The sequence below is a fragment of the Marinimicrobium koreense genome, from assembly GCF_003762925.1.
Taxonomy (GTDB): Bacteria; Pseudomonadota; Gammaproteobacteria; order Pseudomonadales; family Cellvibrionaceae; genus Marinimicrobium; species Marinimicrobium koreense.
The window spans coordinates 26315-40054 of record NZ_RJUK01000004.1 but is presented as its reverse complement, the minus strand read 5'-3'; the positions used below and the strand labels follow the sequence as shown (position 1 = coordinate 40054).

The 13740-nt window shown below is 58.5% G+C and carries 11 protein-coding genes; 10 read left to right on the top strand and 1 reads right to left on the bottom strand.

The features are described from left to right. The first annotated feature begins 89 nt into the window (after positions 1 to 89). The 5 genes from ribF to ispH all read left to right on the top strand — a co-directional run bounded on the left by ribF (position 90) and on the right by ispH (position 5960). Entirely contained in the window at positions 90 to 1040 is a 951-nt protein-coding gene (gene ribF, locus EDC38_RS15840; RefSeq protein ID WP_123639521.1) for a bifunctional riboflavin kinase/FAD synthetase, read from the top strand. Between the two features lie 198 nt (positions 1041 to 1238). After that, on the top strand, positions 1239 to 4037 hold the full coding sequence (gene ileS, locus EDC38_RS15835) for an isoleucine--tRNA ligase (RefSeq protein ID WP_123639520.1): 2799 nt from the start codon (positions 1239 to 1241) through the stop codon (positions 4035 to 4037). Further along, positions 4030 to 4509: a signal peptidase II gene (gene lspA, locus EDC38_RS15830; RefSeq protein WP_123639519.1), complete on the top strand. Its 480-nt coding sequence runs from the start codon at positions 4030 to 4032 to the stop codon at positions 4507 to 4509. The genes ileS and lspA overlap by 8 nt, the downstream gene beginning before the upstream one ends. After that, positions 4502 to 4954: an FKBP-type peptidyl-prolyl cis-trans isomerase gene (locus tag EDC38_RS15825; RefSeq protein WP_024462540.1), complete on the top strand. Its 453-nt coding sequence runs from the start codon at positions 4502 to 4504 to the stop codon at positions 4952 to 4954. The genes lspA and EDC38_RS15825 overlap by 8 nt, the downstream gene beginning before the upstream one ends. Before the next feature lie 73 nt (positions 4955 to 5027). Then, entirely contained in the window at positions 5028 to 5960 is a 933-nt protein-coding gene (gene ispH / locus EDC38_RS15820; protein WP_024462541.1) for a 4-hydroxy-3-methylbut-2-enyl diphosphate reductase, read from the top strand. 5 nt (positions 5961 to 5965) lie between these two features. Here ispH and EDC38_RS15815 read toward each other — a convergent pair whose 3' ends face one another. Beyond that, positions 5966 to 6493, bottom strand: coding sequence for a GspH/FimT family pseudopilin (locus EDC38_RS15815; protein WP_123639579.1), 528 nt, complete (start codon positions 6491 to 6493; stop codon positions 5966 to 5968). A gap of 212 nt (positions 6494 to 6705) precedes the next feature. Here EDC38_RS15815 and EDC38_RS15810 point away from each other — a divergent pair, with 212 nt between their 5' ends. The 5 genes from EDC38_RS15810 to EDC38_RS15790 are packed head-to-tail and all read left to right on the top strand — an operon-like array spanning position 6706 to position 13710. After that, positions 6706 to 7263, top strand: a complete 558-nt coding sequence (locus EDC38_RS15810) for a GspH/FimT family pseudopilin (protein ID WP_123639518.1) — start codon at positions 6706 to 6708, stop codon at positions 7261 to 7263. Positions 7264 to 7292: 29 nt separating this feature from the next. Beyond that, entirely contained in the window at positions 7293 to 7742 is a 450-nt protein-coding gene (gene pilV, locus EDC38_RS15805; RefSeq protein ID WP_170162971.1) for a type IV pilus modification protein PilV, read from the top strand. A gap of 26 nt (positions 7743 to 7768) precedes the next feature. Next, positions 7769 to 8803: a PilW family protein gene (locus EDC38_RS15800; RefSeq protein ID WP_123639516.1), complete on the top strand. Its 1035-nt coding sequence runs from the start codon at positions 7769 to 7771 to the stop codon at positions 8801 to 8803. A gap of 32 nt (positions 8804 to 8835) precedes the next feature. Continuing rightward, positions 8836 to 9387 carry a pilus assembly PilX family protein gene (locus EDC38_RS15795; RefSeq protein ID WP_170162970.1) on the top strand — a complete coding sequence of 184 codons (552 nt, stop codon included), beginning with the start codon at positions 8836 to 8838 and terminating at the stop codon, positions 9385 to 9387. Positions 9388 to 9399: 12 nt separating this feature from the next. Further along, positions 9400 to 13710 carry a pilus assembly protein gene (locus tag EDC38_RS15790; RefSeq protein ID WP_123639515.1) on the top strand — a complete coding sequence of 1437 codons (4311 nt, stop codon included), beginning with the start codon at positions 9400 to 9402 and terminating at the stop codon, positions 13708 to 13710. Positions 13711 to 13740 lie beyond the last annotated feature (30 nt).

Below are 13740 nucleotides of genomic sequence, written 5' to 3'. Positions count from 1 at the left end.
CCGCTCCTGTACCTCTTACCCCCACCCGCCCGCTCCTGTATACTCACGCGTTTTGTAAAGTCGACTGAGCGAGGCGAGCGGGCATCACTGTGAAACCGGCCCCCAAAGAGTTCATCCGCGGGCTGCACAACCTGCGCCCCCGACACCGGGGCTGCGTGGCGACCATCGGTACCTTCGATGGCGTGCACCTCGGCCACCGGGCCATCCTGCGCCAGCTGACCGACGCCGCCGAACAGCACCAGCAGCCCGCCGTGGCCATCATATTCGAGCCCCAACCGCACGAATACTTCGCCCGCGAACGGGCCCCGGCCCGGCTGATGCGACTGCGGGAAAAAATCCAGGCCCTGTTCAGCGCCGGCGTCCAGCGGATACTGTGCCTGCGCTTCAACGAAGAACTGCGCAGCCTAACCGCCCAGCAGTTCATCGACCGCATACTGGTGCAAGGCCTCGGCATCCACCATCTGGTCGTGGGCGACGACTTCCGCTTCGGCTGCGACCGCGCCGGCGACTTCGAACTGCTCACCGCCGTGGGCCGGGAGCAAGGCTTCACCGTCAGCGACACCTGCACCCTGGAACACGCCGGGGCACGAATCAGCAGCACCCGCATCCGCCAGGCCCTGGAAGCGGGCGAATTCGGCCTCGCCGAACAACTGCTCGGCCACCCCTACCGCATCGGCGGACGGGTAGGCTATGGCAAACAACTGGGCCGACAACTGGGCGTACCCACCGCCAACGTGCAACTGCGACGCTACCGCTCGCCCTTGCACGGCGTCTTCGCCATCACCGCCCACCGGGCCGATGGCAGCGCCCACCCGGGCGTCGCCAACGTCGGTGTGCGCCCCACCGTCAGCGGCTCCACCCGGCCGATCCTCGAAGTCCACCTGCTGGACTTCACCGGGAACCTCTACGGGGAGCGCATCGACGTGGAGTTTCACCGCAAACTGCGGGAAGAACAGAAGTTTGAATCGATCGACAAACTTCAAGAGCAGCTACAGAAAGATATTGCAGAAGCGAAGCAGTTTTTTAAAGAAGGTAGTTAAACACTCCGTACTCAGAATGTGGCACTGAGGCCCGGAGTGGAGCAAGCCTATCCTGGACCGTAGAGCGGGGGACCCGCGATCCGAGCCCCCAGGGATGGGTTTACGGCGTGTCCAGGATAGGCTTGCTCCACTCCGGGCCGGACCCAATTGAAATAAGTGCCCCAACAAGTGACTCAGCCAACTGGCCAATTGACGATTATGAGCGACTACAAAGTAACCCTGAATCTGCCCCACACCGCCTTCGCCATGAAGGCCAACCTGGCACAGCGCGAGCCCGAAATGCTCAAACGCTGGCAGAAAGACAACCTCTACCAGCAAATCCGCCAGGCAAGGGCCGGTCGCGAACCCTTCATCCTGCACGACGGCCCCCCCTACGCCAATGGTGACATTCACATCGGCCACGCCGTCAACAAAATTTTGAAAGACATCATCGTCAAAAGCAAAACCCTCAGCGGCTTTGACGCCCCCTACGTGCCCGGCTGGGACTGCCACGGCCTGCCCATCGAACACAACGTCGAGAAAAAGCACGGCAAAGCCGGCGTCAAACTCGATCACAAAGCCTTCCGGCAAAAATGCCGCGACTACGCCGCGCGCCAGGTCAAAGGCCAGAAAGAAGACTTCATCCGCCTGGGTGTGCTCGGTGAGTGGGACAACCCCTACCTCACCATGGACTACAAATTCGAAGCCGACATCATCCGCTCGCTCGGCAAAATCGCCGACCAGGGCCACCTGCACAAAGGCTTCAAACCCGTCTACTGGAGCGTCGTGGGCGGCTCCGCCCTGGCCGAAGCCGAAGTTGAGTATCAGGACAAAACCTCCTACTCCATCGACGTCAAGTTTGCCTTCACCGACCAGCACGCCCTGGAACACGCCGTGCCGGGCCTGACCGGCAGCGGCGACGTGTCGCTGGTGATCTGGACCACCACCCCCTGGACACTGCCCGCCAATCAGGCCGTCAGCGTCAATCCGGAACTGGACTACGTCGTGGTGCAGGTCGGTGACGAACGACTGCTGGTGGCCGAAGCCCTGGTGGAGTCCGTGATGCAACGCGCCGGCGTTGAGGACTACAGCCTTGTCGGGCGTACTCCGGGCAAGGAGCTCGAGAATCTGCAGGTGCACCATCCGTTTTATTCTCGGCAAGTCCCTGTCATTTGTGGAGACCACGTGACCACCGAAGCCGGTACCGGTTGCGTGCACACCGCCCCGGACCATGGCATGGATGACTTTGTGGTCGGCCAGAAATACGGCATCGGCACCCTGAACTACATCGACGACAACGGCCTGTATCGCGACAGCGTGGAGATCTTTGCCGGCGAGCACGTCTACAAAGTGGACGAAAAGGTCGTCGCTCTGCTGGAAGAAAAGGGCGCCCTGCTGGCCCAGGGTAAAATCACCCATAGTTTCCCTCATTGCTGGCGCACCAAAACTCCGCTGATCTTCCGGGCCACACCCCAGTGGTTCGTGAGCATGACCAAGAACCAGCTGCGCGAGCAGGTGAACGATGCGGTCGATCAGGTGCAGTGGGTGCCGGATTGGGGGCGCGCGCGCATCGACTCCATGCTGGCTTCCTCGCCGGACTGGTGTATCTCACGTCAGCGCACCTGGGGTGTGCCCATTGCTCTGTTCGTTCACAAGGAAACCGGTGATCTGCACCCGGAAACGCCGGCACTGATCGAAGCGGTCGCCAAAAAAGTTGAGCAAGAAGGGATGGATGCCTGGTTTGAGCTGAATGCCGCCGAATTGCTGGGCGACGATGCCGAGCGCTACCAGAAGGTCACCGATACCCTGGATGTCTGGTTCGACTCCGGGGTGACCCACTTTGCGGTACTGCAGCAACGCGGTTATTTGCGCTACCCGGCGGACCTGTACCTGGAAGGCTCGGATCAGCATCGCGGCTGGTTCCAGTCCTCCCTGAAAACGGCCATGGCCATGAACGGTACGCCGCCCTACAAAACCGTACTGACTCACGGCTTTACTGTGGATGCTCAGGGCCGGAAAATGTCCAAGTCTGTGGGCAACGTGGTGCCGCCCCAGAAAGTCATGAAAGAGCTGGGCGCCGATGTCCTGCGCCTGTGGGTGGCCGCCACGGATTTCAGTGGCGAGATGAGCGTCTCCGATGAGATCCTCAAGCGCACCGCCGACTCTTACCGTCGCATCCGCAATACCGCCCGTTTCATGCTGTCCAATCTGAACGGGTTCGAGCCTTCTGAACACGCTGTGGCACCAGAGAAAATGGTGGCGCTGGATCGCTGGATCGTCGGACGCGCCGCGGAGCTGCAGGCCGACATCATCAATGCCTATGACCAGTATCAGTTCCACCTGATTTACCAGAAGCTGCACAACTTCTGCGTGGTGGAACTGGGCGGCTTCTATCTGGATATCATCAAGGACCGTCAGTACACCACCCAGGCGGACAGTCTGGCGCGGCGCTCGGCCCAGACCGCGCTCTATCACGTCACCGAAGCCATGGTGCGCTGGATTGCACCGATTTTGAGCTTCACCGCCGATGAAATCTGGCCGCTGGTGCCCGGTGAACGTCAGGGACCGGTGTTTGCCGCCGAATGGTACACGTTACCCGAGGCCGTTGAGTCCGAGTTCAGCGAAGAGGATTGGCACCAGATCGCCGAAGTCAAAGATGCCGTGAACAAGGTGCTGGAAACCCAGCGCGCCAATGGTGTGATTGGTGGCGCTCTGGGCGCGGAAGTGACTCTGTTTGCCGATGACGACTTGCGAGCCGTGCTGCAGAAACTGGGCGACGAGCTGCGTTTCGTGCTGATCACCTCCACCGCTCAGGTGCGCCCGCTCGATGAGGCCACCGAGGCGGAATTGACGGATGTTGAGGGGCTCAAGGTCGCGGTGGAAAAATCCAGCTACGACAAGTGCGAGCGCTGCTGGCACCACCGGGCCGACGTGGGCAGCGTCGCCCAGCACCCGACCCTGTGCGTCCGCTGTGTGGACAACGTCGAAGGGCAGGGTGAGGAACGCCACTATGCTTAAATCCGCTTGGCGTTGGTACGCCCTGGCAATTGCCGTGATCGCGCTGGACCAGATCAGCAAACACTGGGTATCCGCCGCACTCACCTATGGCGAGCCCGTGGTGTTCACGCCGTTTTTCAACTTCACCCTGCTGCACAACCCCGGCGCGGCGTTCAGCTTTCTGAGTGATGCCGGGGGTTGGCAGCGGTGGTTCTTTACCGTGGTGGCCGCCGTAGTCAGCGTGGTGCTGGTGATCTGGCTGGCGCGGGTGAGCGAAAAACGCTACGAGGCGTTGGCGCTTGCGCTGATTCTGGGCGGTGCCATCGGCAATCTGTACGACCGGGTGGTGCTGGGCTATGTGGTGGATTTTATCGTGGTGCACTATCAGGATTACTACTGGCCGGCCTTCAATATCGCCGATTCGGCCATTACCGTCGGCGCCGCCCTGTTGATCCTGGATATGTTATTTGGCAAGGACAAACGTCATGACTGAACAGCTGCCCGTGGGGCCCGGGACCACCGTCACGCTCCACTTTTCCCTGCGCCTGGAAGATGGCGAGGAAATCGACTCGAACTTTGATAAAGACCCGGCGACCTTCACCGTCGGTGACGGTAACCTGTTGCCCGGGTTTGAAAAAGTCCTGTTTGGCCTCATGCCGGGTGACCAACAGGAGTTCACCATTCCCCCCGAGGATGGTTTCGGCCAGCACAACCCGAGCAATATGCAGGAAATGCCCCGAGATCAGTTCGGCCCCGATATCGAGCTGGAAGAGGGACTGATGCTCTCCTTTGCCGACGCCCAGAAGGCCGAATTACCCGGGGTGGTAAGGGAGTTCGATGATCAGCGGGTGCTGATCGATTTCAACCATCCGCTGGCTGGGCGGGATATCCTGTTCAAAGTGGCGGTTTTGAACGTCGAGCCGGCTCAGGTACACTGAACACCCGCGCCGCCCGTCGGCGCTCACTTTGCGCGGGCCCCGCCCGCCGGAACCTCTCAGGTTGTCTGACACTATGCAAATCAAACTCGCCAACCCCCGCGGCTTCTGTGCCGGTGTCGACCGGGCGATTGATATCGTCAATCGTGCCCTGGATGTCTTTGGCGCCCCCATTTACGTTCGCCACGAAGTGGTCCACAACAAATTTGTGGTCGACACTCTGCGCGAGCGCGGTGCGGTGTTTGTGGAGGAGCTGGAGCAGGTGCCGGACGATGTGATCGTGATTTTCAGTGCCCACGGTGTCTCCCGCGCCGTGCAGCAGGAAGCCCGCGATCGCGGCCTGCAGGTGTTCGATGCCACCTGCCCGCTGGTGACCAAAGTGCACGTGGAAGTGGTCCGCTACAGTCGGGAAGGTCGCGAGTGCGTGCTGATCGGCCACGAGGGGCATCCGGAAGTGGAGGGCACCATGGGTCAGTACGATGCCAGCAATGGCGGTGCCATCTATCTGGTCGAAGATGAAGACGATGTGGCGGCGCTGGAGGTCAAGAACCCCGACCACCTGGCCTACGTCACCCAGACCACCCTGTCCATGGACGATACCGCCAAGGTGATCGACGCCCTGCGGACCAAATACCCCAATATCCTGGGGCCGCGCAAAGACGATATCTGCTACGCCACCACCAACCGTCAGGATGCCGTGCGCCAATTGGCCCTGGAGTGCGACCTGGTGCTGGTGGTCGGCTCCCACAACAGCTCCAACTCCAACCGCCTGCGCGAGTTGGCCGAACGATGCGGCACCGAGGCGTACCTGGTGGACGGCCCTGAGTGCATCCGCCGAGAGTGGCTGGAGGGCAAAGAGAGCATCGGCATCACCGCCGGGGCCTCAGCGCCGGAAGTGCTGGTGGAGCAGGTGGTACAGAAGCTGCGCGGCTGGGGCGCTTTGACGGCCGAAGAGGCTGCGGGGACGCCTGAAACCATCAGTTTCAGCCTGCCCCGGGAGCTGCGCTGACCGCCTCAGTTGGTGCAGACCTCCGGTCCCACTGTCTGGCGCCTCATTCTGCCCATTCGTGCCAGCACTAGCTCGTAGCCAAACGATTGATCCGGGCTGCAGATGGTCAATCGCCCGGCCTGGAAACCACCGAGCGGTGTGCCGCTGGCGTGTCGGCTTTCTCCCGTGCCGATATACGAGATTGCCCGGTTCATGGGCTGATTGCCTGAAATCGTCACGCCACCCAGATCCGGCGGCAGTTGGTGCGTCAGCACGACGTGCTCTCCGTCATCCCGGACGCCATTGTGATTCCCGTCATCGAACAACTCCCAACCTTGCTCCCAGTCACCGAGCGGGCGCAGGGTAACCCGGCCATTGCGGCTGACCGCCCGCTGGCGAGCCAGCTGAATGGCATCCTGGAGCGTTTGAGTCATCGTGAGAGTGCGGGTTTCTTCGATCTGCCGCTGGAATCCGGGCAGTCCGATGGTCAGTAGCAGGGACAGAATGACCAGAGTGATAAGCAGTTCCAGAAGCGTCAGTCCACGCTGTGGCATAATTTTCCTCCTTGAAAAGTGGCGGTCTCCCGAGGGTTACCGTTCATACGTCCGTGTTGACCACATGTCGTGCGCCCGCTGGTGGGGCGGCCCGGTTGTGGTAGCGTTGGTACTATAAAGGCGGAGGGTCGGTCCGTCCAGAGAATCACCCGCCACCTGATCAGCCACCGGGCCAGGGCATTGTCCGGCTCAACAACAAAAAGTGTTGATATATGCAACGAAGCACTCCAACTCGCCAACCAGGTTTTACCCTTATTGAGCTGATGGTGACGCTTGCGGTCCTGGCCATCGTCCTGGGGATCGCGATTCCCAGCTTTAACGCCATGATCCGCAACAACCAGTCCCTCGCCCTGGGCGACGAGCTGATCTCGACGCTGAATTTTACCCGCAGCGAAGCGGTCAAGCGTTCCGATATTGTGACCCTGTGTGCCAGTAATGCCGATCGCGATGGCTGTGGCAATGACTGGAGCAATGGCTGGCTGGTCATTCTGGACCGCGATGCCGGTGGCGAACAGGGCAATAACCCCACGGTCAACAATGACGCGGATATCCTGCGGGACCGGGAGCCTCTGGCCAACGACATGACTATCACCATGAACCGGGGCGGGGCGGTCACCCATGTTCGGTTCAATCAACTGGGTGCCTTGGCGCGCACCGATAATAACCAGGTGACCGGCCTGGCGCGCCATGACGACTGCACCAACGATTCGGCTCGGGCGATCCGGATCAGCCTGTCCGGATCGGTCAATTCAGCCCGAGCCGAATGCTAACCCCCGTGAGACGGTTTGAGGAATCTGTAATGTCACTGAACAGTTCGCATAAACAATCGGGGGCCGGCTTGATCGAGGTGTTGGTCACCGTTCTGATTCTGGCCACGTCGCTGTTGGCAATGGGGGCCCTTCAGAACCGCAGCCTGCAGTTCAATCACAGTGCCTATTTACGCTCCCAGGCGAACATCCTTGCGTACGACATCATGGATCGGATGCGAATCAACCGGGACCGTATCGACAGCTATGACGGCTATGACTTTGGCGATGATGCGCCGGCGGGCAATTCGTTGGCGGCCACGGACGTCCAGGAGTGGCTGGATCGGCTTGAAAGAACGCTCCCCGGCGGTGAGGGAGCCATCGACTGCGATGCCAACCAGCTGTGCACCATCAGTTTGCGTTGGGTGGATGAAGATGCCGCACCGGATGAGGCGGGCGAAGACGCCCAGTTGGTCACTTTTACCTACAGTTCCCGTATTTAGCGGCCCGGAATCGAGAGAGCGCCCCCATGCGTAAACAGCAAGGCTTATCACTGATCGAACTGATGATATCGCTGACCCTCGGCATTGTACTGATGACCGGCGTCATGCAGATGTTTCTCACCAGTCGCACCACCTACAACACTCAGCAGGCGATTTCCCGGATTCAGGAAAGCGGCCGGATGGCGGTTGAGTTTCTGGCGCAGGATATCCGTATGGCGGGCTACCAAGGCTGTTCGAGCCGCGGTGCCAATCAGAATATCGAAATTGGGGTGGAGGATCCGACCAACGACTACCTGCTGGATTTCAATATTTCCATTCAGGGCTATTCGTCTGATGACCCTCCAATGGAGGACGGCGTAGCGGCAGATGACACTGAGATTCTGGTGGTTCGTCGGGCGAGCAACGTGACCATGCCTATTGTGGGGCCCACAGGTAGCACGGCCAATCTGGAAGTGGCGGTCGAAGAGCAGGATGACTGCGTAGGCGATGTCTGTCGGGGCGATATTGCGGTCATTTCGGACTGCACCCAGGGGCGAGTGTTTCTGATCACCAACTTCCAGAACGTGGGTGGTGGGGGCTCCAAAATTGTTCATGCCCGTTCCAACATCGCCAATGAGCCCAAGAACATCGACTCCCAACTGGGGGGGCAACAGTTTGGTGCTGGTGCCGAGATTCTGCGGATGAGCACCCTGACTTATTACATTGCGGAGAGCGGTTTCGGTGCGCCCGGGACCATGAGCCTCTGGCGGGATCAGGATGGTGAACGGGCTGAACTGATCGAAGGGGTTGAGAATATGCGGGTGCTCTATGGCGTGGATTCTAATCCCAACGATAACCAGAATGTACCGGATGATTATCGCGAGTTCGATGATGTGCCGAGCTGGGAAAACGTGCTGGCAGTGCGGGTGGAGTTGTTGATGCAGAGTCTTCAGCCAAATGTATTGCCGGACCCCCAGCCCTATTTCTTTGGGGGTGAAACCATCGATGATGCGCGGATTGATGATCGACGTATGCGCCAGGTGTTCAGCACCACCATTGGCATCCGCGGACGCCTGGATTAAGAGGTAAACCTATGAACGTCAATGCAGTGACAATGGCTTCAAAACAACGTGGCGCCGTGCTGATTGTTGGGCTGATCATGGTGCTACTGATGACCATCGTGGGGCTGGCCGCCATTCGCAGTACCGGGCTGCAGGAAACCATGGCCGGTAACATGCGTGAGCGTAACCTGGCGTTTCAGGCCGCGGAGGCCAGCCTCCGGGTGGGTGAGGCGCTGGTCGAGGACAACAACGTCGATGGGCTCGATTTCTCCGGCGCAACGCCCGGTCTGGAGCCTGATCTGAACCAGCCGGGTATGGCATTGCCCCCGGTGCATCAATGGACGGATGAGCAGTGGGCAGCCAATGCCGTACAGGTTGATATGGGGCTGGAAAATATCGGCGATGCCAATCAGCCCTGGTATGTCGTGGAGGAGCTGATGGTGCTGTCGTTCAATGCGTCCCAGTCTACCGGTGGCGCCATCGACCAGCAGAGTTTACAGAATACCAATGACCTGCAGATGGAATTCTTTCGGGTCACCAGCCGGGGCCTCAGTGGCTCGGGTGAATCACAGGCCGTGCTTCAGTCAACTTATCGCAAGAATTAACAGGGTAGCGTCATGAAACAACGAATGATGAGTTCCGTGCTGTACCGAGGTGCCTGGGCGTTGGGGTTCAGTTTTCTCTCGGTCGCTACCACCCATACGGCCCTGGCCGCTGAGCCGGCACAGTCGCCCCTGTTCATGACGCAACCGGTGCGTCCGGTGGCGATGCTGAACATGTCCAATGATCATCAGCTTTTCTTCAAGCTGTACGACGATTACAGCGATATTGATGGGGATGGCGAGCCGGATACCACCTATAAACACGATTACGACTACTACGGTTACTTCGATAGTGGTCTGTGTTATGAATACACTAACAGCCGCTTTGAACCCGTCAATAACGTCAACGCTGACCGTTATTGTAATGACGGCTCCAACACGGGCGAGTGGAGCGGCAACTTTCTGAACTGGGCCACCATGACCCGGATGGATGCCGTGCGCAAAATCCTCTACGGCGGTAAGCGCAGTACCGATTCGGCCACGCAGACAGTGTTGGAGCGGGCCTTTCTTCCGAACGATGCACACTCATTTGCCAAGTACTATAACGGTCGGGATATTTCAAGCTTGACGCCCTTGAACCCGACGATTACCGGAAATGCGACGGACGATGACTCGGGTATCACCATCTGTAATACCACTGATCCGAGTGACCGGGATGTACTGTCCCAGAATGTTGACTCTGCTCCATTGATGCGCGTTGCAGAGGGAAACTATTCCCTCTGGGCCAGCAATGAACGCTGGCAGTGCCGTTGGGGGCAGGGCACCAACGACAATGACTCGACCGTGTCGGGTATCTATGCGCACTCGAGCAGCCCGACCAAGGACGGCGAGGATGACAGTGCTCTCAACGCGGATTATAACGTCCGCGTTGAAGTGTGCGACGAGAACTTCGTTTCTTCGGACAATGCCAGTGGTTGTGTGGCCTATGGTGAATCGCTGAAACCCACTGGCCTATTGCAGGAATTCGGTGAAGATGAGTCCATCTATTTTGGTCTGATGACCGGCACCTACTCAGCTAACAAGTCGGGCGGGGCATTACGCAAAAATGTCGGCTCCATGGCCAATGAAATCAATGCCGATGGTACCTTTGTGACACCGGCTGACCCGGACTCGTTTGATGGGATTGTAAACACCCTGGACCGGCTCAGGATTTATGGCTACCGTTTTGATAATGGCACTTATTTTGGTCAAACCGGGAGTGATAGCTGTAGCTGGGAACTGGCGTCCTTTACCGACGGGAACTGCAGTAACTGGGGTAATCCCCAGTCGGAGCTGTACCTGGAGTCGTTGCGCTACCTGGCTGGGCAGAGCGCCAACGACACCTTCGATGTGTCCGACAGCGGACGCATTGACGGGTTGAACAAAGCCAGTTGGGTTGCTCCAGTGAATGGTGATAACTATTGCGCGCCGGTAAACGTCATTCAGTTCAACGCCTCAACCAGCTCCTACGATGGTGATCAGTTGACAGGCTTCTCGGATCTGGGAGCTGGAGAAAGTACACTCGATTCCTTTACCAATGCCGTTGGGACTGCAGAGAATATTCACGGCAACCAGTACTTTGTCGGTGAGGTTGGCGGTGAAGGAGCCGGGGATAATAACCAGCTCTGTACGGCGAAAACCGTCAGTGGTCTGGCGAGTGTTCAAGGGACCTGTCCGGACGCCCCGCGCCTGCAGGGAAGCTATCAGATTGCCGGCCTTGCGTATTATGCCCGCTCCGAAGGCCTACAGATCAATGGCGTATCCAATGATCGTCGAAGCCAGGTCAAAACCTATGGGGTGGCTCTGGCGCCCGCCGTTCCCCAGGTGTCTGTTCCCGTACCGGGCGATGAGCGCACGGTGTCGATTCAGCCGGCCTGTCGCAACACGACCACCGATCCCGATGCAAACTGTGCGATTGTCGACTTCAAAGTGGTTGATCAGGTCAATACCGACGCAGTCAGCACCGGCAAGCTGTATGTCAACTGGGAGGACAGTGAGCAGGGCGGTGACTATGACCAGGACATGTGGGGCATCATTGAGTATTCGGTCACATCAACCAGTGTCACCGTTACCACCGATGTGGTAGCAGACTCCACGCCAAACGTCATGGGGTTTGGCTACGTGATTGGCGGCACCACGAATGATGGTTTTCATGTACATTCTGGCATTAACGGATTCAAATCGACTTCCGGAGTCAGTACGATCAGCGCTTGCGACGCTGATAGTGGTTGCGATGAGCCGGATGCGAAGTCTTCTAGCACGTTCGTAGTAGGTACCTCTTCGGCGCAGCCTCTGGAGCAACCCCTTTACTTTGCTGCCAAGTGGGGCGGTTATGCTGACGAAGATGAAGCTGATATAGCCGCTTCTGCTAACGACAATTACTTCTTTGCGACAGACCCGCGTGAGTTGCAGCGCGCACTTCGGAAGACGTTCGGAGAAATTGCCGCCGGTATCGGCGCGGCCTCCTCGGTCGCGACCAACTCGACCCGACTCACCGAAGGTTCTTTCGTCTATCAGGCTCTCTTCAATAGTGAGAACTGGTCTGGCGAGATCCGGTCTTTTGAAATCGGTGCGAATGGTGCCATTTCATCGACCGTCTATGCGTCCACCAACAGTGGTATGCCCAGCACCAGTGCAGGGCGCACAGTCTATACCTACAACGACGGCGGCACCGGAAATGCCATGGTTGATTTCACCTGGGAGAACCTGTCGGACACTCAGCGCAACCACCTGATTGCGGGTGACACCGAAACGCTTGGGCAAGATCGCCTGAACTGGGTAAAAGGTGATCGGAGTAAAGAGGGCACGGGTGGATTGAGAGAGCGCGAGAAACTTCTGGGCGATATCGTCAACTCCAGCCCGGTTTATCTTGGCGGCCGCGATTTTGGCTACGGACTGCTGCCGGCAGAGCTGGGCGGCGATACGTACGCGACTCACGTTGAAGACAAGCGGAGTGAAACTCCCACGCTGTTTGTCGGGGCCAATGACGGTATGCTTCACGCATTTTATGCCGAAGGGAATAGCGCACTTCAGGAACGTTTCGCTTACGTGCCGAATGGTGTTTATTCCAAACTGGCGACACTGGCCGACCCCAATTACGGTCGAGAGGACGTTGCCCACGAGTACACGGTGGACGGCCCACTGGCGGTGGGCGACGCTTACGTGGGTGGTGAGTGGAAAAGTGTGCTTGTTGGCACTTTCGGCGCCGGGGGTAAAGGCATTTTTGCGCTGGACGTGACCGACCCTGACTTCCCGGAGTTGATGTTTGAGTTGGCGCCCAGCGATCTCGCGGCTCTGGGTGATATGGGCTACATTCTCAGCCAGCCACAGATTGCTCGCATGGCCAATGGCCGCTGGGCCGTTGTGTTCGGTAATGGGTATGATGCTGGCACGTCGCAATTGTTTATCGTTGATCTGGAGAATCCGACCACCCAGAGTCGGGTCATTGATACGGAAGCGGGAACAGGCCTTTCTGGTGTGGCGTTACTGGGTGATGCCTACGGAGAAATCAATACCGCCTATGCGGGTGATCTTCAGGGTAACCTCTGGAGGTTTGATTTGAGCGGCACCCGTCCCGATGGCTGGGGAGTGGGGCTTTCCGGTAACCCGCTGTTTGTCGCGAGGGATGCTGACGGTGACCGGCAGCCCATTACCAGTGCACCAACGTTGGGCTTCAATGCCCTGAAGCGTCACACCGTGACGGACTCCAAAGGGGTTATCATGGTGTACTTCGGAACCGGAAAATACTTTGAGAATAGTGATAACCTCGCGACGGCAGATACTCCTCAGAATAGCTTTTACGCCATCGCCGATTTGGGTTCTGAATTGGATTACACCAGTAATACGGCGCAAGATGGACGTGCGTCGATTTTGCATGAAAAAGCCATCATTCAGGGAACGGAAAATAGGACCATCGACGGGCAGGATCGGAATGAGCCTGACTGGACTGACGCGAGTGTAAATGGCTGGTTTATTGATTTCGATACTGCCTTGGGCGAACGGGTCGTCAGCAAGCCGCTGTTGCTGTTCGATCGCCTGATCTTCCCGACGCTGATTCCTTCTGGTGTGGCCTGTGAGTTTGGGGGGCGCAGTTGGCTGATGGAGCTGGTGGCCATCGGCGATCGGTACTACGGTGAAAACCTGCTGGATGGTATTGAAGAATACGACTCCCTGATCTTGGGTGACCCCACCTTCGGTGTCATTGGCCAGGGTACAGGTAAGCTCATTCTCAATCCATCTGATGGTGGCGTAAATGGCCAGGACGGCGAGATTGGGCGGTTGCTGGAGGAAGACGTGGATATCCCGACCGATGCGCTGGGCCGTCAATCCTGGCGCCAGATTCGATAACACTGGATTTGATAACAAGAGGACCGAGTA